The organism is Paenirhodobacter sp. YD-8 (assembly GCF_056590935.1).
Map to the genome: position 1 here is coordinate 2,635,582 of NZ_CM152649.1, position 23,783 is coordinate 2,659,364.

Consider the following 23,783-nt stretch of genomic DNA (forward strand, 5'->3'; position numbering starts at 1 on the left):
TGCCCGGTTTACTTGATCAGACCGACTTCGCGGTAATAGCGCTCGGAACCGGGGTGCAGCGGGATCGAGAGGCCCGAAACCGCGTTCTCGAGCTTGATGTTCTTCGCCGCCGAATGCGCCGCCTCGAGCTTGGTCAGGTTCTCGAACAGCAGCTTGGTCATCTGATAGGCGGTCTCGTCGCTGACGCCCGCGCGGGTGACAAGGATATTGCCCACGGCCGCGGTCGGGATGTCCTCGGTCTGGCCCTGATAGGTGCCCGCCGGGATCACCGCCGGCACATAGGGGGCGCCGATCTTCTCGACGACTTCCTTCGGGATCGCGACGATGGTGATGTCATGGGTCGAGGCGAGGTCCTTGATGAAGGCGACGCCCAGGCCCGAGGACTGCAGCGTTGCCTGCAGCTGGCGGTTCTTGATCAGCTCGGCCGATTCCGCATAGGGCAGGTATTCGACCTTGCCGAGGTCGTCATAGCTCATCCCCGCCGCCTTGAAGATCTCGCGCGCGTTGAGCTCGGTGCCCGAGGCCGGCGCGCCGACCGAGAGCGTCTTGCCCTTCAGGTCGTAGATCGTCTTGATGCCCGAATCCTTCTCGGCGACGATCTGGATGTAGTTCGGATAGATCGCGGCGAGCGCGCGCAGATCGGTCAGCGGCTTCGGGAAGCCCGCCTCGGCATTGCCTTCCCAGCCCGCCTTGACCGAGTCGCCAAGCGCGAAGGCGAGCTCCGCCTTCTTCGCGCCGAGCAGGTTCAGGTTCTCGACCGAGGCCTTGGTCGCCTGCACCTGGGTGCGCGCGCCCGAGATGTTCTCGCCGTAGATCTCCGACAGCGCCACGCCGAGCGGATAATAGACACCCGAGGTGCCGCCGGTGGCGATGTTGATGAATTCCGCCTGCGCCGCCGGCGCGATCAGCGCGGCTGCCGTCATCGCGGCGGAAAAGACCTTGGCCTTGAAACCGATCATGCGATTTCCTCCCCTTGCAGTGGCTTCGATGGGCGAAAGCCTGACCGAGCGCATCCGTCGCGCAAAGAAATTTCGCGCCCCGGCAATGAATTCGTCACAATGATGCAATCGGCTGATTTTGCGTCACTTTTCCGGGAGAGAAATGTGATCGCCACCGTCAAAACGGGCAACAAATCGCCAGAGATGAGTCTACGGGCGGATTTCCGCCCACCTCAATCCGCCCGCAATCCGTATTTCGCGATCTTTTCGTTCAGCGTCCGGCGCGGGATGCCCAGCATTTCCGCCGCCTCCGAAGAGCGCCCGTCATGCAGGCGAAGCGCCTCGGCGATCGCCTCCGCCTCGAAGCGCGCGACGCGCTCGGGCAGGGTGCCGGCCTCGGGGATCGGGGCGGCGACCGGCAGGCGCAGGCCGAGGACATGGCGCTCAGCCGCGGCCTTCAGCTCGGCCGCGTTGCCCGGCCAGTCCTGCCCCTCGAGAAGCCGCAGATCGGCATCAAGCAGCACCGGCACCGGCCGGCCGAAGCGCTCGGCCGCGTCCTCGACGAAACGGGTGAACAGCAGCGCGATGTCCTCGCGCCGCTCGCGCAGCGGCGGCACCGCGAGGTCGATCGCCGTCAGCCGGTGATAGAGGTCGGCGCGGAACCGGCCGGCGGCGATCTCCGCCCCCATCTCGGCATGGGTCGCGGCGATCACCCGGATGTCGACGGGGCGCGGCGCGTTCGAGCCGATGCGCTCGATCGTGCGGTCCTGCAGCACGCGCAGCAACCGCGCCTGCAGCGCCGGGCTCAGCCGCTCGATACCGTCGAAGAAGACGGTGCCGCCGTTCGCATGTTCCAGCTTGCCGACCCGCACCGCGGTGGTGCCGGCGACGAAGCCGCGCTCGTGGCCCAGAAGCTCGGCCTCGAAGGCCTGTTCGGGGCGCGGCGCGCAATCGATCACCACGAAGGGGCGGCGGGCGCGGCGGCCGAAGTCGTGCATCGCCCGCGCGATCTCTTCCTTGCCCACCCCCGGCTCGCCGCGGATCAGCAGGTCGACCGGCAGATCGGCCAGCACCCGCACCGCCTCGCGACACGCCGCCATCGCCGGCGAGACGCCCGCGAGCCGCGATTCCAGCCGCACCGAGGCGATCTCGGACCAGCGCGCCGCGCGCACCTCGCGCCGCATCCGGCGCAGCTCGACGGCGCGGTCGATCGCTGCCACCAGATGCTCGGCGACATAGGGTTTCTCGATGAAGTCATGCGCGCCCTCGCGCATCACCTCGACCGCGACCGGCACATCGCCATGGCCCGACAGCAGGATCACCGGCAGGTCGGGATCGGCCGCGCGCAGATGGCGCAGCACATCGCGCCCCTCGATCCCGGGCATACGCAGGTCGGTCACCACGCAATCGGTCGCCGCCGGGTCGATCGCGGCCAGCGCCTTGTGCGGGTCGGTGAAGGTGGCGACGGCAAAGCCCGAGGCCTCAAGCCAGTCGGCCGCCGCCTCGCACAGCCGCGGCTCGTCGTCGATGAAGGCGATGGTGCCGCGCGTCATGGCTGTCCTCCGTCCCGGGGCGCGAAGAGCGGCAGCTCGAGCACGGTGAGCGTGCCGCCGCCCGGCCGCGCCCGAAAGCTGAACCCCGCCCCCATGTGATCGAGGATCGTGCGCACGATGGCAAGGCCAAGGCCCAGCCCCTCGCCGGTGACGCGGGTGGTGAAGAAGGGCTCGAAGACCTTGTCGCGCAGCTCCTCGGGGATGCCGGGGCCGCGGTCGGCAAGGATCAGGGTCAGCCGCCCCGCCCCCACCTCGGCGCTCAGGGTGACGGGGGCGGTGCCCCCTACCCCCGCCGTCGCCTCGGCCGCGTTCAGCACGAGGTTGGTCAGCACCTGCTGCAACTGGCCGGGGTTGCCGGCGACGGGCGGCAGATCGGCGGGCAGATCCGCCGTGACCGGCACGGCCAGTTCGCGCAGCCGCGGCGCCAGCACCTCGAGCGCGGTGTCGAGCGCGGCCGCCACGCTGACCGGCGCGGCGGGCTCGGGCCGGGTGCGGGCGCCAAAGCGTTTGAGACTGCGCACCATCTCCTGCATCCGCCGCAACAGCCCGCGCGCCGAGGCAAGGCTCTTCTCCGCCTTCGCCTGCGCGCCGGCCGCCAGATGCAGCTCGGCCGCGGCAAGGGTGTTGTCGAGCGCCGAGAGCGGCTGGCTCACCTCGTGCACGATGGTCGAGGACATCCGCCCGAGAACCGCCAGCTTCGCCGCATGCACAAGACTTTCATGGGTGCGGCGCAGCTCCTCCTCGGCGCGGCGACGCTCCTCGACCTCGCGCGCGAGATCCTCGGTGCGCTCGGCCACCCGACGCTCCAGCACATCGGCCTGCTCGAGCCGCATCCGCACGATCTGCCGGCGCTGGCGCCAGAACAGGCCCGCGCCCGACAAAAGCGCCCCGCCAAGCGCCGTCATCGCCGCGACCAGCCAGGCGGTGGCGGTCGCCGGCGCCTCGGGCGCGGCCGCCAGCACCTGCCAGCCGTCGGGCTCGAGGCCCAGCCCCGCCAGCCGCAGCCGCTCGCCCCCCGCGACAAGCCGCCCGCCCTCGATCAGCGGCGCGCTCGTCGCCACGCCGAGCCCCTCATAGCGGCGCTCGGCCACAAGCTGTGCCACCGCCGCATCGGAAAGCGCATGCAGCGGGCGATAGCGCCAGTCGCGCCGCCCGGCGAGGAAGACGATGCCCAAGCCATCGGCGAGCCCCACTGCCTCGTTCGCCCGCACCCAGGTGCTCTCGAGCGAGGCCATCTCGATCTTCACCACGGCCACGCCGATCGGATGCGCCGCCGGCCCGATCCGCACCGAGAGGAAATAGCCCGGCTTGCCGGTGGTGACGCCGACCGCGTAATAGCGCCCCTCGCCGCTCGTCAGCGCCTCGCGGAAATAGGGGCGGAAGGCATAGACCTGGCCCAGGAAACTGTCCGGCGTGTTCCAGTTCGAGGTTGCGACCGTGCGCCCCGAGGCGTCGAGCAGGAACAGCTCGTCGACATGCGACAGGTCGCGCACGGTCTGCAGATAGGCATTCGCCTCGTCCGCCGCCCGCGCGTCGCCGCCATCGAGCAGCCGCAGGATGCGCGCATCCTGCCCGACGACCGAGGGCAGGTAACGATAGCGCTCGATCTCGGAGACGACGGCATAGCGCGTCACCGTCAGCCGGTCGGCGAGTTCCTGATCGAGGGCCGCCAGCGCCGTCTCGCGGGTGGCGACGAAGGCGCCGCCCGAGGCGGCCAGCGTCACCACCACCGCGGCGGCGATCAGGGCGTGCTGTGTTTCACCGGCCGGTCTGCGGATCACGGGGCGGGCTCCTTCGCTCTCGCCCGAGCTTTGCCCGCTTGCCACCCGGGGTGCAAGCCGCCGGCCCGCTGCGCGGCGGCACAGCGGCCGGAGATCGCCGGGCATCCGCGCCCTCAGGTAAAATCATAGATAATTTTTTCACGCATATTTTCTGAACGAAAATTCAGGAACTTCGCAAGTTCCGGCGGATCTTCCGGCCTTACCGCCGCCGTCCCGCAAGCCACATCCGGCAAAATCATAGATTATTTTACGGATGAATCCGGAAAGTCAGCATCGCTATCAATAATCGACGCCACAGACCCGCAGGGAGGATGCGCATGAGCCTTAAGACTCGCCCCGCCGCCGAGATCTACCACCAGCCGCTGATGGACCTTCTGTTCGAGGCGCAAACCGTGCACCGCGCGCAGTTCGACCCGAACCGGGTGCAATGCTCGATGCTCGTCTCGATCAAGACCGGTGGCTGTCCCGAGGATTGCTCCTATTGTTCGCAATCGGCGCGCAACGGGTCGGAGCTGTCGGCCTCGAAGTTGATGGAGGTCGAGCGGGTGCTGGCCGAGGCGCGCCGGGCGAAGGCCGCGGGCGCCACGCGCTATTGCATGGGCGCCGCCTGGCGCTCGCCGAAGGAGCGCGACATGCCCGCGGTCGAGGCGATGATCCGCGGCGTCAAGGCGCTCGGGCTCGAGACCTGCATGACGCTTGGCATGCTGTCGGGCGACCAGGCGGTGCGGCTGCGCGGCGCGGGGCTCGATTACTACAACCACAACATCGACACCTCGGAACGCTTCTACCCCGAAATCATCACCACCCGCAGTTTCCGCGACCGGCTCGACACGCTCGAGGCGGTGCGCGCGGCGGGGATCTCGGTGTGCTCAGGCGGCATTCTGGGGCTGGGCGAGACCGCCGCGGACCGGATCTCGATGCTCGAGACGCTCGCCAATCTGCCCGAGCCGCCGCAATCGGTGCCGGTCAACATGCTGATGCCGATGGAGGGCACGCCCCTGGCCGCGGCGCCACGGCTCGACCCGATCGAGTTGGTGCGCACCATCGCCACCGCCCGCATCCTGATGCCGCGCTCCTATGTCCGCCTCTCTGCCGGGCGCAGCGAGATGAGCGACGAGCTGCAGGCGATGTGTTTCTTCGCCGGGGCGAATTCGATCTTCGTGGGCGAGCGGCTGCTCACCGCCGGCAACCCCGGCGAGGACCGTGACGCGGCGCTCTTCGCCAAGCTCGGCCTGGCCGCCGAGACCGGCCCCGAGGTCGAGATCGAGGCGACGCCCGACGGCAGCTGCGGCACCGGCTGCTGCGGCGGATGCGCGGCATGAGCGCCTTTCCCCGCCACGCCGCGGCGCTGCACGCGCTGGCCGCGCGCGGCCGGGGCCGGGGGCTGGCGCCGGCGCGGGGGCTCGATTTCGCCTCGAACGACTATCTGGGCCTTGCGGCCTCCCCCCTGCTGCGCGAGGCCGCCACCGCGGCGCTGGCCCGTGGCGTGGCGATCGGCGCCGGCGGTTCGCGTCTGTTGCGCGGCAACGATCCCGAGCACGAGGCACTGGAGGCCGAAGCCGCGGCCTTCTTCGGGGCCGAGGCGGCGCTGTTCATGGGCGGCGGCTTTCAGGCGAACCAGGCGATCTTTGCCACGCTGCCGATGCAGGGCGACCTGATCCTGCACGATGCGCTGGTGCACGCGAGCGCGCATGAGGGGATGCGCCTTGGCCGCGCCGAGACCCGCGCCTTCGCCCATAACGACGTGACCGACGCGGCCGCGCAGATCGCCGCATGGCGGCGCGCGGGTGGCTCCGGCCGGGTCTGGATCGCGGTCGAGAGCGTCTATTCGATGGAGGGCGACCTTGCGCCCCTCGCCGATCTTGCCACCCTCGCCCGCGCCCATGACGCGGTGCTGGTGGTCGACGAGGCGCATGCGACCGGCGTCTTCGGCCCGCATGGCGCGGGGCTTGCGCATGGGCTGAGCGACGTTGCGCTTGTCACGCTGCACACCGGCGGCAAGGGGCTTGGCGCTTCGGGCGCGCTGATCTGCGCCGAGCGGGTGCTGATCGAGACGCTGGTGAACCGCGCCCGCCCCTTCATCTTCGCGACCGCCCCCGCGCCACTGACCGCCGCGATCCTGCGCGCGGCGCTGCGCGGCCTTGCCGAACACCCCGAGCTTCAGGCGGCGGCGCAGGCGCGCATTGCCCATGCCGGGGCCGAGGCCACGCGGCTGTGCGGCCTGCCCCCCGCCGCCAGCCAGATCCTGCCGGTGATCGAGGGCGAGGACGGCCGCGCCCTCGCCCGCGCCGCGGCCCTTCAGGCGCGCGGCTTCGACGTCCGCGCGATCCGCCCGCCGACCGTGCCGCGCGGCACGGCGCGGCTGCGCCTCTCGCTTACCGGAGCAGTGGGCCCGGCCGAGATCACCGCCCTGTTCGAAACCCTCGCCCAGCTCAGGAGCCAATCATGAGCCGCCCCGAAACTGTCGTCGTCACCGGCACCGATACCGATATCGGCAAGACCGTGTTCAGCGCGGGCCTGACCGCCGCACTGCAGGCAAGCTATTGGAAACCCGTGCAATCGGGCCTTGACGGCCCGACCGACAGCGACACCGTTGCGCGGCTTTCCGGCCGCCCCGTGCTGCCCGAGGCCTATCGGCTGCACCTGCCCGCCTCGCCGCATCTGTCGGCCGAATGCGAGGGGGTGGAGATCGACCCCGCCCGCCTCGCCCTGCCCGCGGGCGCGGGGCCGCTGGTGGTCGAGGGCGCGGGCGGGCTGATGGTGCCGCTGACCCGCCGCAGCCTCTTCCTCGACGTCATCGCCGGCTGGGGCGCGCCGGTGATCCTCGCCGCGCGCACCGCCCTTGGCACGATCAACCACACGCTTTTGTCGATCGAGGCGCTGCGGGCGCGCGGCGTGCGCGTCGCCGGCGTGGTGTTTCTGGGCGAAGAGGTCGCCGACACCCAGTCGGTGATCTGCGAGATCGGCCGGGTCGCGACGCTCGGCCGCCTGCCGCGGCTCGACCCGCTCACGCCCGCCACCCTCGCCGCGGCCTTCGCCGGGCTCGATCTCTCGCCGCTGCACGAGGTGTGGTGATGGACCCGCTGGCGATCGACCGCAGCCACCTGTGGCACCCCTACACCTCGATGGCCGCGCCGCAACCCGTGCACCGGGTGCGCGAAGCCGAGGAGATCTGGCTCACCCTCGACGACGGCACGCGGATGATCGACGCGATGTCGTCATGGTGGTGCGCGGCGCATGGCCACCGCCACCCGCGGCTGGTCGCGGCGCTCGAGGCGCAACTGCACAGCCTGCCGCATGTGATGTTCGGCGGGCTGACGCATGACGCGGCGATCGGGCTGGCGGCGCGGCTGGTGGCGCTGCTGCCGCCGGGGCTCGACCGGATCTTTTGCTGCGACAGCGGCTCGGTCGCGGTCGAGGTGGCGCTGAAGATGGCGGTGCAGGCACAGCACGCGCGCGGCGCCCGTGGCCGCACCCGCTTTGCCACGGTGCGCGGCGGCTATCACGGTGACACGTGGTCCGCGATGAGCCTGTGCGACCCGGTCACCGGCATGCACGGCCATTTCGGCGCGGCGCTGGCGGTGCAGCATTTCACCCCAGCCCCGCCGGTGGCCTTCGGCGCCGACTGGCCCGAGGACCCGGCCCGAAACGGGCTTGGCGCGGTGGCCGCGCTCTTCGAGGAAAAGGGGGCCGAGATCGCGGGCTTCATCCTCGAACCCGTGGTGCAGGGCGCGGGCGGGATGCGGTTCTACCACCCCGCCTTCCTGCGCGGGCTGCGCGCGCTGTGCGACCGGCACGGGGTGATCCTGATCTTCGACGAGATCGCCACCGGCTTTGGCCGCACCGGGCGGATGTTCGCGATGGAGCACGCCGGGGTCACGCCCGACATCCTGTGTCTGGGCAAGGCCCTGACCGGCGGCATGCTGAGCCTAGCCGTCACCGTCGCCAGCACAGCAATCGCAGCCGAGATCTCGGCCGGCGAGCCCGGGGTGCTGATGCACGGGCCGACCTTCATGGCGAACCCGCTCGCCTGTGCGGCGGCCTGCGCAAGCCTCGATCTGCTGGCCGAGACCGACTGGCAGGGCGCCGTTGCCCGGATCGGGGCGCAGCTTGCCCGCGAGCTTGCCCCCGCCCGCGACCTGCCCGGGGTGGCCGACGTCCGCACCCTCGGCGCGATCGGGGTGATCGAGATGCGCGCGGCCCTCGATGGCGCGCAGGTGCATGGGTTCTGCCGCGAGGCCGGGGTCTGGCTGCGCCCCTTCGGGCGGCTTCTCTACACCATGCCGCCCTTTGTCACCGGGCCCGAGGACGTCTCGCGCATCACCACCGCGATGGTCGCCATCGCGCGGGAGGCGACATGAGAGCCGAGTGGCTGAGCCGCGTGGGCCGGGCCGATCTGCTGCTGGTCCTTGGCGGATGGGCGGTCGGGGCCGAGCCCTTCCGGCACCTTGGAACCGCGGCCGACGTGCTGGTGCTGAGCGATTATCGCGCCCTCGACTGGCACGACGCGGTAACGGCGGGCTATGACCGCGTCACCCTCGTCGCCTATTCCTTCGGCGTCGCGGCGGCGGGCGCGGTGCTCGCGCAACTGACCCGCCCGCCCGTGCAACTCCATGCCGTCTGCGGCTCGCCCTTCCCCTGCGACGCGCGCCGCGGCATCGCGCCCGGGGTGTTGCGCGCCACGGCCGAGGGGCTGTCGGAGGCAAGCCTTGCCCGCTTTGCCCGCCGCGCCGGTGCGCCCGTGCCCGCCCCCGACATCGCCGCGCTGCGCGACGAACTGCATGCCGTCGCCGCGCGCCTGCCCGCGCCGGTGCCCGCCTTCGACCGGATCACTCTTGCCCGCCGCGACCGGATCTTTACCCCCGAGGCGCTGGCGCTTGCCTGGGAAGGGCAGACCTCGCGGCTGCGCTGGACCGAGACCGGCCACAACCCCTTCGCCGGCTGGCAAACCTGGGCGGAGGCACTGGCATGACCCCCCTCACCCCGCGCGTCGCGCACAGCTTTGCCCGCGGCGCGGACAGCTATCACGGTGCCGCCCTTGCACAGTGCGAGATCGCCACCCGCCTGTTTGCCGCACTGCGCGCCGCCGCCGGGCCGAAACGGTTCGCCCGCGTGCTCGAGGCGGGTTGCGGCACCGGCCATCTGAGCCGGCATCTGAGCACCCTCGCGCCCGAGCGGCTCTGGCTCAACGACCTCAGCACGACGCCCCCCGCCCTGCCCCGCGCCGTGGCGCTGCCCGGCGACATCGCGCAGATCGCGCTGCCCGGAACGCTCGACCTCGTCGCCTCCTCCTCGATGATCCAGTGGCTCGAAGACCCGGGCGCGGTCGTCGCGCGGCTGGCGGGGGCGGTGGCGCCGGGCGGGTTCCTGGCGCTCTCGGGCTTCGGCCCCGACCATTTCCCCGAACTGCGCGCGCTTGGCAGCTGCGCGGGCGCACCGTCCTGCCTGAGCGGGGCCGAGCTTGCCGCGCTTCTGCCCGCGGGCTGGCAGGTCGCGGGCGAGGGAGACTGGCCGATCACGCTGCAGTTCGACAGCGCGCTTGCGGTGTTGCAGCATCTGCGCGCGACCGGGGTGAATGCACGCGCCGGGCAGATCCGCTCGCGTGGCGCACTGCTGCGGTTCCTGCACGCCTACGAGGACCGCTTTGCCACGACCGAGGGCGTGCCGCTGACCTATGCCGCAAGCTGGCTGGTCGCGCGGCGCGCGTCTCAGCTCATCCGCGACAGGTGACGTTCCAGCACCGCGCCCGCGGCCTTCGGATCGCGGCGCCGGATCGCCGCCATGATCGCGTGATGGTCTGGGTCGATGCGCGGCCGCCAGCGTTCCTTGTAATGCACCAGCTGATAGCGCGCGGCGAGCAGTTGCAGGTTCGCCACCTCTTCTTGCAGCCGCGGCATGCCGCAGCCGGCATAGGTGGCGCTGTGAAAGGCGCGGTTCGCCTCTTCCCAGTCGAAGATGTTCTGCGCCGCGTCGCAAAGGCGCCGCGCGGCCTCGGCCTCGGCGATCTGCACCGGACTCAGATGCGGCACCGAATGGCGCAGCGCCAGCGGTTCGAGCACGCCGCGCATCGCCCGCAGCTCGCGCTGCGCGGCGGGGTCGAGCGGCGCGACGCGCACGCCGCGATTGGGCTCGCTCACCGCCAGCCCCTTGCCGATCAGCCGCAGGAAGGCCTCGCGCACCGGCACGTGGCTGGTGCCGAATTCCTCGGCGATATGGTCCTGACGCAGCCGCTCGCCGGCGATCAGCTCGCCGCGGATGATGCGGAAGATCAGCTCCTCGGCGATGCGGGCGGAACTGGGCTGGCGTGTCTCGGTCATCGGCGGCCCCGGCGCTGTGCCCCGACCCCGGGGCTCAGGGGCATTTAGACCGGCCCGCGCCCCGATGCCAACCGTCTACCAGCGGGCGAGCCCCGCGCCATGCAGTGCCGCCTCGGCCAGAAGCGCGCAGAAATGCAGGAAGAGATAGGAGAGCGACAGCCGGAACAGCCGCTTCTCGGCGGCCTGGCCATCGGCCTCGGCAGCAGACTCGGGCCGGCGGAAGACCCGCCAGGCGCCGGCGAGGAAGCGCAGGTTCAGCCCCGCCGCCACGGTCAGATAGACCGGCCCGCCGATCGCGGTCAGCCCGAGCGAAAGCGAGGTCGGGATCAGCAGCAGGGTGTAGCCGAGGATGTGGTTGCGCGTGACGCGGCGGCCATGCGTCTCGGTCAGCATCGGGATGCCGGCGCGGCCGTAGTCCGACTTGACGAAGAGCGCCAGCGCCCAGAAATGCGGCGGCGTCCACATGAAGACCAGCGCGAACATCAGGAGGCTTTCGAGCGAGACGCCGCCCGTCGCCACCGCCCAGCCGATCATCGGAGGGAAGGCCCCGGCAGCACCGCCGATCACGATGTTCTGCGGCGTCGAGCGCTTCAGCCAGATCGAATAGATCACCACATAGAAGAAGATGGTGAAGGCCAGCAGCGCCGCGGCGATGCCATTCGCCACCACCGCCAGAAGCCCGACCGACAGCACCGACAGCGCCAGCCCGATCGCCAGAGCCTCGCGTGCGGCCACGCGGCCCGCCGGGATCGGCCGGCCGGCGGTGCGCTTCATCTTGGCGTCGATGTCGGCATCCCACCACATGTTCAGCGCGCCCGAGGCACCGCCGCCCACCGCGATGCAGGCAATCGCCATCGCGGCGCGCAGCGGATCAAGGTGACCCGGCGCGACCAGCATGCCGACGAGCGCGGTGAACACGACAAGCGACATCACCCGCGGCTTCAGCAGCACGATGTAATCGCCCGCGCGCGGGCCCGGCTGCCCCTCGGCGAGGGTCGGATCGGCGATCTGCTGCGTCCTCATGTCCTCTTGCCCCTGCTGGTCCCGCAACGGACGGGAGTCGGGGCTTGATATGACAGGGCGGCGCATCGGGGCAAGGCGCAGGGGCGTCGGCGGTGCCTTGCTCACGCAAGCGTGCGCAGCTGCGCGATCCGACTCGGAGCGGCCGGAGTTCTGCCCCCACGCGCACAAAACCCGGGCATCGGCCCATTTCCGCCGCACGCGGCCGCTCACACACGGTCACGAATGCGCGAGGATTTTTCTCAATATTGGGGTTTCAAGACCGTGCGACAGAATGTCGCGGCGCATATTGTCGCATCGCGCCCTAGCCCGATAGCGCAAACGCGCCCGGCCTGCCCGCCTCCCCGGCCCGCAGCCGCGCCCGGACAAGCTCAAGAGGCAAGACTTGCTCAGATCACCGAAACTCCTGCTGGCGACGGCTGGCGCATTCGCGCTTTCCGGCTGCCAGTTCGACGTTCTGTCGCCCCAGGGCTGGGTCGCAGGACAAGAGCGCAACCTTCTGGTCATCGCGACGCTGCTGATGCTGATCGTGATCGTGCCGGTGCTGTTCATGGCGGTCTACTTCCCGCTGCGATATCGCGCCGACCGCCCCGACAGCACCGATTACGATCCCACCTTCACCCATTCGAACAAGCTCGAGGTGGTGGTCTGGGGCGTGCCGATCCTGATCATCCTCGCACTTGGCGCGGTGACCTGGATCTACACCCACCGGCTCGATCCCTATCGCGACCTGAGCGCGCTGAACGCCGGCACCCCGGTCGAGGTCGAGGCCGTCTCGCTCGACTGGAAATGGCTGTTCATCTATCCCGAGCTCGGCGTCGCCTCGGTGAACGAGCTGGCCATTCCCGCCGGCCGGCCGGTGAACTTCCGGATCAGCTCCTCGACGGTGATGAACACGCTCTCGATCCCCGCGCTTGGCGGCATGGTCTATGCCATGGCCGGGATGGAGACCCAGCTGCACCTGATCGCCGACAATCCCGGCACCTTCGCCGGCCGTTCGGCGCATTACTCGGGCCCGGGCTTCTCGCAGATGACCTTCGACACCCGCGCGATGAGCGACGACGACTTCAACGCCTGGGTCGCGGCCGCCAAGGCCAGCCCCGAGGCGCTGACCCGCGACACCTATCTGGCGCTCGAGCGGCCGACCATCGCCGAACCGGTGCGCCATTACGGCTCGGTCGAGGACGGGCTGTTCGCCCGCATCGTCGGGCTCTGCGTCGAGGCCGGCAAGGTCTGCGTCGGCGACATGATGATGCAGGACAAGATGGGCGGCGGCGGGCTGAACGGCATCGCGAACGCGCCCGCCTACGACTATGACCGCGCCCGCGCGATCGACGGTTTCGGCAATCCGCTCGACCTGCCCGCACCCGAACCGAAGGCTTTCCACGAGGCCTTCCTGACCAACCCCGACCTGATCTGCGGCACCGGCCGCACGGAGGCTGCGATCCATGTCAACTGAAGTTGCAAACGCCGGCGAGGTGATCTCCCCGATCTTCGGGCGGCTGACCCTCGACTGGATTCCCTATCACGAGCCGATCCTGATCGGCACCTTCGCGGGCGTCGCGCTCGGCGGCCTCGCCGTCCTGGCGCTGATGACCTATTTCCGGCTGTGGATGCCGCTGTGGCGCGACTGGGTCACCTCGGTCGACCACAAGAAGATCGGCATCATGTACATGGTGCTCGGCTTCATCATGATGGTGCGCGGCTTTGCCGATGCGCTGATGATGCGCGCGCAGCAGGCGATGGCTGCGGGCGGCGCGACGGGCTATCTGCCGCCGCACCACTTCGACCAGGTCTTCACCGCCCATGGCGTGATCATGATCTTCTTCGTCGCCATGGCCTTCGTGACCGGGATCATGAACTATGTGATGCCGGCGCAGATCGGCGCGCGCGACGTGGCCTTCCCGTTCCTGAACAACTTCTCGTTCTGGATGACGGTGGCGGGCGCGCTCCTCGTGAACATCTCGCTCTTCGTGGGCGAGTTCGGGCGCGTCGGCTGGCTGGCCTTCCCGCCGCTCTCGGGCGCCGCCTATTCGACCGGGCCGGGCATGGACTATTACCTGTGGTCGCTGCAGATCGCGGGCGTCGGCACGACGCTCTCCGGCATCAACCTGATCGCCACCATCCTGAAGATGCGCGCGCCGGGGATGAAGCTGATGGACATGTCGGTCTTCACCTGGACGACGCTGTGCACCAACGTGCTGATCGTCGCGGCCTTCCCGGTGCTGACCGCCTCGCTCGCGCTGCTGACCCTCGACCGCTATCTCGGCACGCATTTCTTCACCAATGACTTTGGTGGCAATGCGATGATGTACATCAACCTGATCTGGATCTGGGGCCACCCGGAAGTCTATATCCTGATCATCCCCTGCTTCGGCATCTTCTCGGAGATCGTCGCGACCTTCTCGGGCAAGCCGCTCTTCGGCTACAAGGCGATGGTCTATGCGACCGCCTGCATCATGGTGCTGAGCTTCGTCGTCTGGCTGCACCACTTCTTCACCATGGGCTCGGGCGCGAACGTCAACACCTTCTTCGGCATCACCACGATGATCATCTCGGTACCGACGGGGGTGAAGATCTTCAACTGGCTGTTCACCATGTACAAGGGCCAGGTCCGGCTCGAAGTGCCGATGCTGTGGACGATCGGCTTCCTCGTGACCTTCACCATCGGCGGCATGACGGGCGTCCTGCTGGCGGTTCCGCCGGTCGACTTCCAGCTCCACAACACGCTGTTCCTGATCGCACACTTCCACAACGTCATCATCGGCGGCGTGGTCTTCGCGGTCTATGCCGCGGTCAGCTACTGGTGGCCCAAGGCCTTCGGCTTCAAGCTTGACGACCGGCTCGGCAAGGCGACCTTCTGGTTCTGGTTCATCGGCTTCTGGTTCGCCTTCATGCCGCTCTACGCGCTTGGCCTGATGGGCGTGACGCGGCGGATGAACTCCTATGCCGACGCCGCCTGGCAGCCCTATTTCATCGTCGCGGCCTTCGGCGCGCTGCTGATCCTGTGCGGCATCCTCTGCACCTTCGCGAACTTCGGCTACTCGATCCTGAACCGCAAGAAGCTCGCCTGCGGGAACGACCCGTGGAACGGCCGCACCCTCGAATGGGCGATGCAGTCGCCGCCCGCGCCCTACAATTTCCCGCAGGAAATCCATGTGCGCGGCCGTGACGAGTTCTGGCGGATGAAGCAGGAAGGCTTCACCTGGGCGGAAAGCTATGCGCCGATCCACATGCCGAAAAACACCGCGACCGGCGTTCTGCTGGCGGCCTTCGCCCTCGCCTTCGGCTTCGCGATGGTGTGGTACATCTGGTGGCTGGCCGGCCTTGCCTTCCTCGCGATGATCGCCATCGGCATCGGCCATACCTTCAACTACAACCGCGACTACTTCATCCCGGCGACCACCGTTGCCGCGACCGAAGCGAAAGGAGCGACGGCATGACCCCGTTCGACGCCACCCGGGCCGGGGCGATCCCCGGCCTCGCCGCCGCGCAGGCCCATGACCATGACCACGGCGCCGGCCATTCCAGCCCGACCGCGATCGGGTTCTGGATCTACCTGATGAGCGACTGCATCATCTTCGGCTGCCTGTTCGCGACCTATGCGGTGCTCGGCGGCAACTATGCCGGCGGGCCCGGCCCGAAGGACCTGTTCGAGCCCGGCTTCGTCGCGGTGGAAACCGCGCTGCTGCTGATCTCGTCGGTCACCTTCGGCCTTGCGATGCTGAAGGCCGAGGCCGGCGCGCGTGGCGCCACCATGGCCTGGCTGGTGGTCACCGCGCTCTTCGGCGCGGGCTTCATCGGCATGGAAGTCTACGAGTTCCGCCACCTCGTGCATATCGGCGCGGGGCCGGACCGCTCGGCCTTCCTGTCGGCCTTCTTCGCGCTTGTCGGCACCCACGGCCTGCACGTCACCGCGGGCCTGATCTGGCTGGTCACCCTGCTCGTTCAGGTCGGCCAGCGCGGTCTGGTGCCGGCGAACATGCAGCGGCTCTCGACGCTCAGCATGTTCTGGCACTTCCTTGACCTCGTCTGGATCGGGGTCTTCTCCTTCGTCTATCTGGTGAGGCTGATCTGATGAGCGCACATACGCAACACGGCAGCCACGGCAGCATGGGCACGCTGATGACGGGCTTCGCCCTCGCGGCGCTGCTCACCATCGTTCCCTTCGCGCTGGTGATGGGCGAGGTGCAGATCAGCCGCATCGCGATGATCGGCCTCATCATGGGGCTCGCCGCGGTGCAGATCCTCGTGCATCTGGTGTTCTTCCTGCATGTGAACCGCTCGGCCGAGGGAGGCTGGACGCTCGCCGCCTCGATCTTCTCGGTGATCATCCTCGTGATCGTGCTCGCGGGCTCGCTCTGGGTCATGCACAACATGAACGAGAACATGATGCCGATGCCCGACATGGATCACATGATGAACCTGCAGTCGCAGCAGGGCTGAGCCCCGCCTGCGTGATGCACCCCGACGGGGCCGGTCTTCCGGCCCCGTTTGCACGAGGAGAAAGACGATGTCCCGCCCCCGCCGCCCTGCCCGCCTGATCCTGACCGCCCTTCTTGCCGCCCTCGGCATCGCCGGCTTCTCGGCGCTTGGCCTGTGGCAGATCGAGCGCCTGCACTGGAAGCTCGACCTGATCGCCCGTGTCGATGCCCGCATCCATGCCGATCCGGTGCCCGCTCCCGGCGCCGCCGACTGGCCCGGGATCAGCGCCGAAAGCGCCGAGTATCGCCGTGTCACCCTGTCCGGCCAGTTCCTCGCCGACAAGACCGTGCTGATCTACACCCCCTCCGATTACGGCCCGGCCGACTGGGTACTGACCCCGCTCGCGCGCGACGACGGCACGGTGGTGATGGTCAACCGCGGCGTCGTGCCCGAGGACATCGCGCGTGCCGGCGGGGTCACCACGCCCGAGGGACCGGTGACGGTGACCGGCCTGCTGCGGATCTCGGAAGATCGCGGCTGGCTGTTCTCGCGCGAGAACGATCCGGCGGCGCGCAAGTGGTATCGCCGCGACATCGGCTCGATCACCGCGACGCTGGGCCTGAGCCCGGCCGCGCCCTATTTCGTCGATGCCGAGCTCGGCGATCCCGCCGCCTGGCCGCGCGGCGGGCAGACCGTGGTGGCCTTCCGCAACGCCCATCTGAGCTATGCGCTGACCTGGTTCGCGCTCGCCGCGGTGGTGGCGCTTGGCGCCGGGCTCGTCTTCCGGCACGAGCTGCGCGGCCGCGGCTGAGCCCTTCCCCGTCGCGCCGCGCGCAGCTATCCTGCACGCATGAGTGACACCCCGATCCCCGGTTACCCGCTGCGCCCCGGCCGCGTCCACGAGGTCTGCGGCCCCGGCGCCCCCGCCTTCGCCGCGATCTGCGCCGCCCCGGGCACGGGGCCGGTGCTGTGGATCCGCGAGGCCCACAGCCGCGAGGCGCTGACCCCGCAGGGCCTGCTGCCCTTCCTCGACCCCGCCCGCCTGCTGATCGCCCAGACCCGCACGCAGGCCGACAGCCTTGCCGTGGCCGAGGAGGCGCTGAAGGACGGCACCGTGCCGCTGGTCGTGCTGGCCGTCACCCGCCCGCTCGATCTGCGCGAGGGGCGGCGGCTGCAGCTCGCCGCGGGCGCGGGCGGCGCCACCGGGCTGTGCCTGATCCCCGAGGGCATGGGCAGCAACGCCGCCGAGACGCGCTGGCGCGCCACGCCCCGCCTTGCGCCGCAACCGGGGCCGGACTCGACTCCGTTCCGCTGGGAAAGTATAAAGAACAAATCGGGAACAAATGGAGCCTGGGATGTTCTGTGGGAGACAGCGACGCATCGTCTGCGTGTGGTTTCCCCGTCTCGCGAGTGACGGGGCGCTGCGCGCGCGCCCGCTCGAGGGGCCCTTCGCGCTGACCCTGCGCCAGGGCAATGCCGAGCGGCTACATTGCCTGAACCGCGCGGCCGAGGCGGCGGGGCTGTTTCGCGGCATGGCGCTGGCCGAGGCGCGGGTGTTCTGCGCTGCGCTGCAGACCCGCCCGGCCGATCTGCACCGCGAGGCACAGCTGCTGGCGGCGCTGCGCCGCTGGGCCACGCGCTACAGCCCCTGGGTCGGGCTCGAGGGCGAGGACGGGCTTGCCCTCGACATCACCGGCGCGGCGCATCTCTTCGGCGGCGAGGCGGGGGTGCTCGCCGATCTGCGCGCGCGGCTGTCGCGGGCGGGGTTCACCGCCTGCCTCGGCCTCGCCTCGAGCCGCGGCGCGGCCTGGGCGCTGGCCCATCACGGCGAGGGGGTGGCGCCGCCCGGCGCAGATCTTGCCGCCATCGCCGTGCTGCCGGTCGCGGCGCTGCGGCTCGCGCCCGAGACGGTGACGGCGCTGCAGCGGCTTGGCCTGCGCCACGTCGGCGATCTCGCCCGCACCCCGCGCGCCCCCCTCGCGCGCCGCTTCGGTGCCGCGCTACTCGACCGGCTCGATGCCGCGACCGGCGCCGCGCCCGAGCCCCTGACCCCGGGCGCCGAACCGCCCCGCTTCGCGCTGCGCCTGACCCTGCCCGACCCGATCGGCCTTGTGGCCGACGTGCAGGCCGGCACCGCGCGGCTGCTCGCGGCGCTGTGCGAGCGGCTCGCCGCGCAACAGGCCGGGGCGCGGGTGCTGCGCCTGACCCTGCGCCGCGTCGACCGCGACACGCAGGAGGTCGAGCTGCGCCTTGCCGCCGCGCTGCGCGACCCGGCGCGGATCTTGCCGCTTTTCACCCGCGGGATCGAGGCGGTGGACGCCGGCTTCGGCATCGACCAGCTGCGGCTCGAGGCGGTACAGGTCGAGCCCCTGCCCGCCGAGCAGCTCGGCACGACCACCGCCCCGGGCGACCCGACCCGGCTTGGCGACCTGCTCAGCCGGATCGGCACCCGGATCGGGCTCGAGAACATCCTGCGCCTGCTGCCGGCCGACAGCCATGTGCCCGAGCGTGGCTTCCTCACCGCGCCGGCCGTCTTCTCGCGCCCCGCGAGCGGCTGGAACGCCCCGCGGCCGCGGCCGCTCGTCCTGTTCCCGCCCGAACCCGTCGCCGCGGCGGGCAGCACCCCGCCGCGCGCCTTCCGCTGGCGCCGGATGGCGCTCAGCACCGCCCGCGCCGAGGGGCCGGAACGGCTCGCCCCGGAATGGTGGTTCGACGATCCCGCCTGGCGCAGCGGGCTGCGCGACTATTGGCGGATCGAGACGCGGCAGGGCCGCCGGCTGTGGCTGTTCCACACCCCGCAGGAACCGGGCTGGTGGGTGCAGGGCGAATTCGCATGACCGCCCCGCCCGGGCCGTCCCGGCCGGCCGACACGCCCGCGGCCGCCGAAACCGCAGTCCCGCCCCCCCACGCCGCCACCGCCCCGCCCCCGGGCTTTCTCCTTGCCCGAAATACCTCGGGGGAGGCGCCGGCAGGCGCCGGGGGCAGCGCCCCCTCTGCCGCCCCCCTCACCGCCCCCCCGGCCTATGCCGAGCTCTGCATCACCTCGAACTTCACCTTCCTCACCGGCGCCTCCCACCCCGAGGAACTGGTGGTCCGCGCGGCCGAGCTTGGACTTGCCGCCCTCGCGATCACCGACCGCAACTCGGTCGCGGGCGTGGTGCGGGCCTGGACCGCGCTGAAGGTGCTGCGCGAGGAGGCGCAGGCGGCGGTGCGTTCGACACGGCAGGTCGACCCCTCCTCGCGGCAGGAGCTGTCGCCTGCCACGCCCTGCGCCGTGGCGCCCCCCGTCACCCTGCCGCGGCTGATCGCCGGGGCGCGGATCGTGCTGACCGACTGCCCGGTCGAATGGCTCGCCCTGCCGATCGACCGCGCCGGCTGGAGCGGGTTGACGCAGCTTCTGACCCTCGGCCGGCGGCGGGCACCGAAGGGCCAATGTGCGCTCGGGCTCGATGACCTGCTTGCCCGCGGCGCGGGGCTCGTGCTGATCGCGCTGCCGCCCGCCGACACGGCCGCCGCGCTTGCCCCCCTGACCCGGGTGCAGCGCCGCTTCCCGGGACAGGTCTTCACCGGCGCCGCGCCGCGCTATGACGGCTCCGATCAGACCTGGTTCGATGCCTGCGCGGCGCTGGCGCTCGCCGCCTCGGCGCCGATGGTGGCCGTGGGCGATGTGCTGATGCACCGCGCCGCGCGCCGCCCGCTTGCCGATGTGCTCACCTGCCTGCGCGAGGGCGTCACCATCGACACGATCGGCACCCGCGCCCTGCCCAATGCCGAGCGCCGGCTGAAGGGCGCGCCCGACATGGCGCGGCTGTTCCGCCGCCACCCCGCCGCACTGCGCCGCACGCTCGAGATCGCGGCGCGCTGCGCCTTCGATCTGGGCGAGCTCAGCTATCAATACCCCGACGAGGTCGAGAACGGCGAGGCGCCGCAGGCCCGGCTCGAACGGCTGACCCGCGAAGGCCTGGCCCGGCGCTGCCCCGACGGCATCCCCGAGCGCTACCACGCCCTTGCCCGCAAGGAACTCGCTCTGGTCGGCGAGCTCGCCTATGCGCCCTATTTCCTCACCGTCCACGACATCGTCGCCTTCGCCCGCTCGCGCGCGATCCTGTGTCAGGGCCGCGGCTCGGCGGCGAATTCGATCATCTGCTGGGCGCTCGGCATCACCGATGTCAGCCCCGAGATGATCGGCATGGTGTTCGAACGCTTCATCTCGCGCCACCGCGGCGAACCGCCCGACATCGACGTCGATTTCGAGCATGAGCGGCGCGAGGAGGTGATCCAGTGGATCTATGCCCGCTATGGCCGCGAGCGCGCGGGCCTGTGCGCCACCGTCATCCATTTCCGCACCCGCGCCGCGATCCGCGAGGTGGGCAAGGTGATGGGGCTCTCGGCCGATGTCACGGCGGCGCTCTCGGGCCAGATCTGGGGCAGCTCGAACGCCGGGCCCGACCCCGCCCGGCTGCGCGAGATCGGGCTGAACCCCGACGACCGGCGCCTCGCCCGCACCGTCGCGCTGATCGCCGAGATCATCGGCTTTCCGCGCCACCTGAGCCAGCATGTCGGCGGCTTCGTCATCACCCGCGACCGGCTTGATGCGCTGTGCCCGATCGAGAACGCGGCGATGGAGGGGCGCACGGTGATCGAATGGGACAAGGACGACATCGACGCGCTCGGCATCCTCAAGGTCGACGTGCTCAGCCTCGGCATGCTCAGCTGCCTGCGCAAGGCCTTCGCGCTGCTCGCCGGGACCGGCGGGCCCACACTCACCCTTGCCAGCGTGCCGCAGGAGGACGGCGCCACCTACCGGATGCTGTCGCGCGCCGATGCCGTGGGGGTGTTCCAGGTCGAAAGCCGGGCGCAGATGAACTTCCTGCCGCGGATGAAGCCCGCCACCTTCTACGATCTGGTGATCGAGGTGGCGATCGTCCGCCCCGGCCCGATCCAGGGCGGCATGGTCAAACCCTATATCCGCCGCCGTCAGGGGCTCGAGGCGCCCGAGCCCTTCGGCCCGGCGCTGGCCGCGGTCACCGCAAAGACCCTCGGCGTGCCGCTGTTTCAGGAACAGGCGATGCAGATCGCGGTGGTCGGCGCCGGCTATACCGCCGAGGAGGCCGACCAGCTGCGCCGCTCGCTCGCCTCGTTCCGCCGCATGGGCACGATCGGCGCCCATCACGCCCGCTTCGTCGGCGGGATGGAGGCGAACGGCTATCCGCGCGAGGTGGCCGAGGCCTGTTTCGCGCAGATCGAGGGCTTTGCCGATTACGGTTTCCCCGAAAGCCACGCCGCCGCCTTCGCGATGCTGACCTATGTCTCGGCCTGGCTGAAATGCCACCACCCGGCAATCTTCGCCTGCGCACTGCTGAACAGCCAGCCGATGGGCTTTTACGCCCCCGCCCAGATCGTGCGCGACCTGCGCGAGCACGGGGTCGAGGTGCGGCCGGTCTGCGTCAACCACTCGGGCTGGGACAACAGCCTCGAGCGGCGCGGTGACGGCCGGCTGGCGCTGCGGCTCGGCTTCCGGCAGATCCGCGGCTTTCGCGCGGAAGAGGCCGAGTGGATCGTCGCCGCCCGCGGCAATGGCTATCCCGACCCCGAAAGCCTGTGGCTGCGCGCCGGCACCCGCGCCCCCACGCTCGAACGTCTGGCCGAGGCCGACGCCTTCGCCGGCATGGGGCTCACCCGGCGCGATGCGCTCTGGGCGGTGCGGGCGATCCGGGCGCCGGCGCCGCTGCCGCTCTTTGCCGATCCGCTCGATGGCGAGGGCGGGGCCGAACCCGCGGTCGAGCTGCCGCCGATGCATCTGGGCGAGGAGGTGGTCGAGGATTACGTCGCGCTGCGCCTGACCTTGCGCGCCCATCCGATGGAGCTGTTGCGGCCCGGGATCGCGGGTCTGATCCCGGCGGCAGATCTTGCCACCGCGCCGCCGCAGCGGGTCTCGGTCTGCGGCCTCGTCATCACCCGACAGCGGCCCGGCACCGCCTCGGGGGTGATCTTCCTCACCCTCGAGGACGAGACCGGCACCGCGAATGTGGTGGTCTGGCGCGCGGTCTATGCCCGCTTCCGCCGCGCGGTGATCGGCGGGCGACTGCTGCGGGTGACCGGCCGGCTCGAGCGCGAGGGCATCGTCGTGCACCTGATCGCCGAGACGATCGAGGACCTGTCGCCGCGGCTTTCCGCGCTTGGCCATCCGCTCGACACGGTGGTCGGGCTGACCCGGCCCGAGGCGGACGATGCCCCCCGCCCCGCCCGCGTGCCGCCGCGCGCCCGCCACCCGCGCGAGCAGGCGAAACGGCTGTTTCCAAGCCGCGACTTCCATTGAGCCCCGGGCCGAGTCGCGCCCCGCCCCATGCCGGAACTGCCGCATTTTTGCCCGCCGGCCGGAAATTGCGTCGCGCAGACGGGCAAGGCGCCCCCGCCCGCGCCGCACTGCCGCGCGGGGCGGGTGAAATCCTTGACCCATCCCGCCCCGCTTGGCGTCATGGGACCAGAGTTGGCGGCTAGGGTTCCGGCAGAGATGCGTCTGGTCCGAGAGCTGCCACCGGCGGGGGAGACATCCCCGTTCGGCGCACGGCGGGATAAAAACCCGGGAGACCTCGTCCAGCCAAGGGATTGGCGGAACGATGGTCCGTTCGTCCCTTCATGTATGCAGTTTGAACGTGAAAGGAACGACCCATGACGACCCGCCGCGCCACCCTTCTCGGCTCGCTCGCAACCCTGGCCGCCTTCGCCGTCTCGCCCGCCTTTGCCGCTCCGAAGACCGATTTCAAGGTCGCCTGGTCGATCTATGCCGGCTGGATGCCCTGGGGCTATGCCGCCGACCATGGCATCGTGAAGAAATGGGCCGACAAGTACGGCCTGACGATCGAGGTCACGCAGTTCAACGACTATGTCGAGTCGATGAACCAGTACACCGCCGGCGCCTATGACGCGGTGACGCTGACCAACATGGACGGGCTGTCGATCCCGGCCGCAGGCGGCGTCGACACCACCGCGGTGGTGATCGGCGATTTCTCGAACGGCAATGACGCGGTGATCCTGAAGGGCAAGGACAGCCTGGCCGACATCAAGGGCCAGAGCGTCAACCTGGTCGAGTTCTCGGTCTCGGAATACCTGCTGGTGCGCGGGCTCGAAAGCGCGGGCATGACCGAGAAGGACGTCAAGGTGGTCAACACCGCCGATCCGGACATGGTCGGCGCCTTCCAGACCCCGGACGTGACCGCGATGGTGACCTGGAACCCGATGGTGTCGGAAATCGCCAAGCTGCCCGACGCCCATGTCGTCTTCGACAGCTCGAAGATCCCGGGCGAGATCATCGACATGATGGTGGCGAACACCGAGGTGCTGACGGAGAACCCCGATTTCGGCAAGGCCCTTGCCGGGATCTGGTATGACACCGTGACGCTGATGCAGGCGGACAGCGCCGAGGGCGCCGCCGCGCGCGCCGCCATGGGGGCCGCCTCGGGCACCGATCAGGCCGGGTTCGAGGAACAGCTTGCCGCGACGCGCCTCTTCGACAAGCCCGCCGATGGCGTCGCCTTCGTCACCTCGGCCGAGCTGCCGACCACGATGGACCATGTGCGCACCTTCCTCTTCGACAAGGGGCTGCTCGGCACCGGTGCGACCTCGGCCGATGCGATCGGCATCGAGATGCCCGGCGGCGCCGTGCTGGGCGACAGAGCGAACGTCAAGTTCCGCTATACCGACGCGTTCATGAAACTCGCCCGGGACGGCAAGCTGTAAGCGGGTCGG

General features: G+C 70.4%; 20 protein-coding genes and 1 riboswitch. Of the genes, 15 read left to right on the forward strand and 5 right to left on the reverse strand.

Features of this window, described 5'->3' with window-relative positions; translation table 11 throughout:
* Positions 1-8: 8 nt before the first annotated feature.
* From AC0QTQ_RS12860 to AC0QTQ_RS12870, 3 genes are all read right to left on the reverse strand, one after another.
* The gene (locus AC0QTQ_RS12860) at positions 9-959 is read right to left on the reverse strand and encodes a TAXI family TRAP transporter solute-binding subunit (RefSeq protein WP_480256897.1); all 951 of its coding nucleotides are present in this window, start codon (positions 957-959) and stop codon (positions 9-11) included.
* A 212-nt stretch (positions 960-1,171) separates the two neighbouring features.
* A complete protein-coding gene (locus AC0QTQ_RS12865) occupies positions 1,172-2,491 on the reverse strand; it encodes a sigma-54-dependent transcriptional regulator (protein ID WP_480256898.1) in 1,320 nt (439 codons plus the stop codon).
* The gene (locus AC0QTQ_RS12870; RefSeq protein WP_480256899.1) at positions 2,488-4,272 is read right to left on the reverse strand and encodes an ATP-binding protein; all 1,785 of its coding nucleotides are present in this window, start codon (positions 4,270-4,272) and stop codon (positions 2,488-2,490) included. Before AC0QTQ_RS12870 ends, AC0QTQ_RS12865 begins: the two co-directional genes overlap by 4 nt.
* A 317-nt stretch (positions 4,273-4,589) precedes the next feature.
* On the opposite strand from AC0QTQ_RS12870, the gene bioB reads away from it, so the two are divergent.
* Genes bioB through AC0QTQ_RS12900 form a run of 6 tightly spaced genes read left to right on the forward strand, consistent with a single transcriptional unit; the run spans position 4,590 to position 10,002 of the window.
* Positions 4,590-5,594, forward strand: coding sequence for a biotin synthase BioB (bioB, locus tag AC0QTQ_RS12875; protein WP_480256901.1), 1,005 nt, complete (start codon positions 4,590-4,592; stop codon positions 5,592-5,594).
* Complete coding sequence (locus AC0QTQ_RS12880) at positions 5,591-6,721, forward strand: aminotransferase class I/II-fold pyridoxal phosphate-dependent enzyme (RefSeq protein WP_480256902.1); 1,131 nt, start codon at positions 5,591-5,593, stop codon at positions 6,719-6,721. The genes bioB and AC0QTQ_RS12880 overlap by 4 nt, the downstream gene beginning before the upstream one ends.
* On the forward strand, positions 6,718-7,347 hold the full coding sequence (gene bioD, locus AC0QTQ_RS12885) for a dethiobiotin synthase (protein ID WP_480256904.1): 630 nt from the start codon (positions 6,718-6,720) through the stop codon (positions 7,345-7,347). Before AC0QTQ_RS12880 ends, bioD begins: the two co-directional genes overlap by 4 nt.
* Positions 7,347-8,633: an adenosylmethionine--8-amino-7-oxononanoate transaminase gene (gene bioA / locus AC0QTQ_RS12890; RefSeq protein ID WP_480256905.1), complete on the forward strand. Its 1,287-nt coding sequence runs from the start codon at positions 7,347-7,349 to the stop codon at positions 8,631-8,633. The genes bioD and bioA overlap by 1 nt, the downstream gene beginning before the upstream one ends.
* Positions 8,630-9,244: a pimeloyl-ACP methyl esterase BioG family protein gene (locus AC0QTQ_RS12895; RefSeq protein ID WP_480256906.1), complete on the forward strand. Its 615-nt coding sequence runs from the start codon at positions 8,630-8,632 to the stop codon at positions 9,242-9,244. The genes bioA and AC0QTQ_RS12895 overlap by 4 nt, the downstream gene beginning before the upstream one ends.
* Positions 9,241-10,002 (forward strand): methyltransferase domain-containing protein, encoded by a 762-nt coding sequence (locus AC0QTQ_RS12900; RefSeq protein WP_480256908.1) that lies wholly within the window; start codon positions 9,241-9,243, stop codon positions 10,000-10,002. Before AC0QTQ_RS12895 ends, AC0QTQ_RS12900 begins: the two co-directional genes overlap by 4 nt.
* Here AC0QTQ_RS12900 and AC0QTQ_RS12905 read toward each other — a convergent pair.
* On the reverse strand, positions 9,981-10,589 hold the full coding sequence (locus AC0QTQ_RS12905) for a GntR family transcriptional regulator (protein ID WP_121533023.1): 609 nt from the start codon (positions 10,587-10,589) through the stop codon (positions 9,981-9,983). The genes AC0QTQ_RS12900 and AC0QTQ_RS12905 overlap by 22 nt on opposite strands.
* A 75-nt stretch (positions 10,590-10,664) precedes the next feature.
* Positions 10,665-11,612 (reverse strand): heme o synthase, encoded by a 948-nt coding sequence (gene cyoE, locus AC0QTQ_RS12910; protein ID WP_480256910.1) that lies wholly within the window; start codon positions 11,610-11,612, stop codon positions 10,665-10,667.
* A gap of 382 nt (positions 11,613-11,994) precedes the next feature.
* Between cyoE and cyoA the strand changes: the two genes are divergently transcribed.
* The 9 genes from cyoA to AC0QTQ_RS12955 all read left to right on the forward strand — a co-directional run bounded on the left by cyoA (position 11,995) and on the right by AC0QTQ_RS12955 (position 23,774).
* The gene (gene cyoA / locus AC0QTQ_RS12915; protein ID WP_480256911.1) at positions 11,995-13,068 is read left to right on the forward strand and encodes a ubiquinol oxidase subunit II; all 1,074 of its coding nucleotides are present in this window, start codon (positions 11,995-11,997) and stop codon (positions 13,066-13,068) included.
* Positions 13,058-15,052 (forward strand): cytochrome o ubiquinol oxidase subunit I, encoded by a 1,995-nt coding sequence (gene cyoB / locus AC0QTQ_RS12920; RefSeq protein WP_480256912.1) that lies wholly within the window; start codon positions 13,058-13,060, stop codon positions 15,050-15,052. Before cyoA ends, cyoB begins: the two co-directional genes overlap by 11 nt.
* On the forward strand, positions 15,049-15,687 hold the full coding sequence (cyoC, locus tag AC0QTQ_RS12925; protein ID WP_113900637.1) for a cytochrome o ubiquinol oxidase subunit III: 639 nt from the start codon (positions 15,049-15,051) through the stop codon (positions 15,685-15,687). Before cyoB ends, cyoC begins: the two co-directional genes overlap by 4 nt.
* The gene (cyoD, locus tag AC0QTQ_RS12930; protein ID WP_480256913.1) at positions 15,687-16,055 is read left to right on the forward strand and encodes a cytochrome o ubiquinol oxidase subunit IV; all 369 of its coding nucleotides are present in this window, start codon (positions 15,687-15,689) and stop codon (positions 16,053-16,055) included. The genes cyoC and cyoD overlap by 1 nt, the downstream gene beginning before the upstream one ends.
* A 67-nt stretch (positions 16,056-16,122) precedes the next feature.
* On the forward strand, positions 16,123-16,845 hold the full coding sequence (locus AC0QTQ_RS12935; RefSeq protein ID WP_480256914.1) for an SURF1 family protein: 723 nt from the start codon (positions 16,123-16,125) through the stop codon (positions 16,843-16,845).
* 39 nt (positions 16,846-16,884) lie between these two features.
* Positions 16,885-17,448, forward strand: coding sequence for a hypothetical protein (locus tag AC0QTQ_RS12940; RefSeq protein ID WP_480256915.1), 564 nt, complete (start codon positions 16,885-16,887; stop codon positions 17,446-17,448).
* The gene (locus tag AC0QTQ_RS12945) at positions 17,390-18,871 is read left to right on the forward strand and encodes a Y-family DNA polymerase (RefSeq protein WP_480256916.1); all 1,482 of its coding nucleotides are present in this window, start codon (positions 17,390-17,392) and stop codon (positions 18,869-18,871) included. Before AC0QTQ_RS12940 ends, AC0QTQ_RS12945 begins: the two co-directional genes overlap by 59 nt.
* Complete coding sequence (locus tag AC0QTQ_RS12950) at positions 18,868-22,353, forward strand: error-prone DNA polymerase (RefSeq protein WP_480256917.1); 3,486 nt, start codon at positions 18,868-18,870, stop codon at positions 22,351-22,353. The genes AC0QTQ_RS12945 and AC0QTQ_RS12950 overlap by 4 nt, the downstream gene beginning before the upstream one ends.
* A gap of 167 nt (positions 22,354-22,520) precedes the next feature.
* Positions 22,521-22,626, forward strand: a riboswitch (guanidine-I (ykkC/yxkD leader).
* A gap of 80 nt (positions 22,627-22,706) precedes the next feature.
* Positions 22,707-23,774, forward strand: a complete 1,068-nt coding sequence (locus AC0QTQ_RS12955; RefSeq protein ID WP_480256918.1) for a putative urea ABC transporter substrate-binding protein — start codon at positions 22,707-22,709, stop codon at positions 23,772-23,774.
* The last annotated feature ends 9 nt before the right edge of the window (positions 23,775-23,783 follow it).

Coding starts and splice junctions, on each gene's coding strand:
- AC0QTQ_RS12860 (WP_480256897.1), bottom strand. CDS start 959: ATGATCGGTTTCAAGGCCAAGGTCTTTTCCGCCGCGATGACGGCAGCC.
- AC0QTQ_RS12865 (WP_480256898.1), bottom strand. CDS start 2,491: ATGACGCGCGGCACCATCGCCTTCATCGACGACGAGCCGCGGCTGTGC.
- bioB (WP_480256901.1), top strand. CDS start 4,590: ATGAGCCTTAAGACTCGCCCCGCCGCCGAGATCTACCACCAGCCGCTG.
- AC0QTQ_RS12880 (WP_480256902.1), top strand. CDS start 5,591: ATGAGCGCCTTTCCCCGCCACGCCGCGGCGCTGCACGCGCTGGCCGCG.
- bioD (WP_480256904.1), top strand. CDS start 6,718: ATGAGCCGCCCCGAAACTGTCGTCGTCACCGGCACCGATACCGATATC.
- bioA (WP_480256905.1), top strand. CDS start 7,347: ATGGACCCGCTGGCGATCGACCGCAGCCACCTGTGGCACCCCTACACC.
- AC0QTQ_RS12895 (WP_480256906.1), top strand. CDS start 8,630: ATGAGAGCCGAGTGGCTGAGCCGCGTGGGCCGGGCCGATCTGCTGCTG.
- AC0QTQ_RS12900 (WP_480256908.1), top strand. CDS start 9,241: ATGACCCCCCTCACCCCGCGCGTCGCGCACAGCTTTGCCCGCGGCGCG.
- AC0QTQ_RS12905 (WP_121533023.1), bottom strand. CDS start 10,589: ATGACCGAGACACGCCAGCCCAGTTCCGCCCGCATCGCCGAGGAGCTG.
- cyoE (WP_480256910.1), bottom strand. CDS start 11,612: ATGAGGACGCAGCAGATCGCCGATCCGACCCTCGCCGAGGGGCAGCCG.
- cyoB (WP_480256912.1), top strand. CDS start 13,058: ATGTCAACTGAAGTTGCAAACGCCGGCGAGGTGATCTCCCCGATCTTC.
- cyoC (WP_113900637.1), top strand. CDS start 15,049: ATGACCCCGTTCGACGCCACCCGGGCCGGGGCGATCCCCGGCCTCGCC.
- cyoD (WP_480256913.1), top strand. CDS start 15,687: ATGAGCGCACATACGCAACACGGCAGCCACGGCAGCATGGGCACGCTG.
- AC0QTQ_RS12935 (WP_480256914.1), top strand. CDS start 16,123: ATGTCCCGCCCCCGCCGCCCTGCCCGCCTGATCCTGACCGCCCTTCTT.
- AC0QTQ_RS12940 (WP_480256915.1), top strand. CDS start 16,885: ATGAGTGACACCCCGATCCCCGGTTACCCGCTGCGCCCCGGCCGCGTC.
- AC0QTQ_RS12945 (WP_480256916.1), top strand. CDS start 17,390: ATGTTCTGTGGGAGACAGCGACGCATCGTCTGCGTGTGGTTTCCCCGT.
- AC0QTQ_RS12950 (WP_480256917.1), top strand. CDS start 18,868: ATGACCGCCCCGCCCGGGCCGTCCCGGCCGGCCGACACGCCCGCGGCC.
- AC0QTQ_RS12955 (WP_480256918.1), top strand. CDS start 22,707: ATGACGACCCGCCGCGCCACCCTTCTCGGCTCGCTCGCAACCCTGGCC.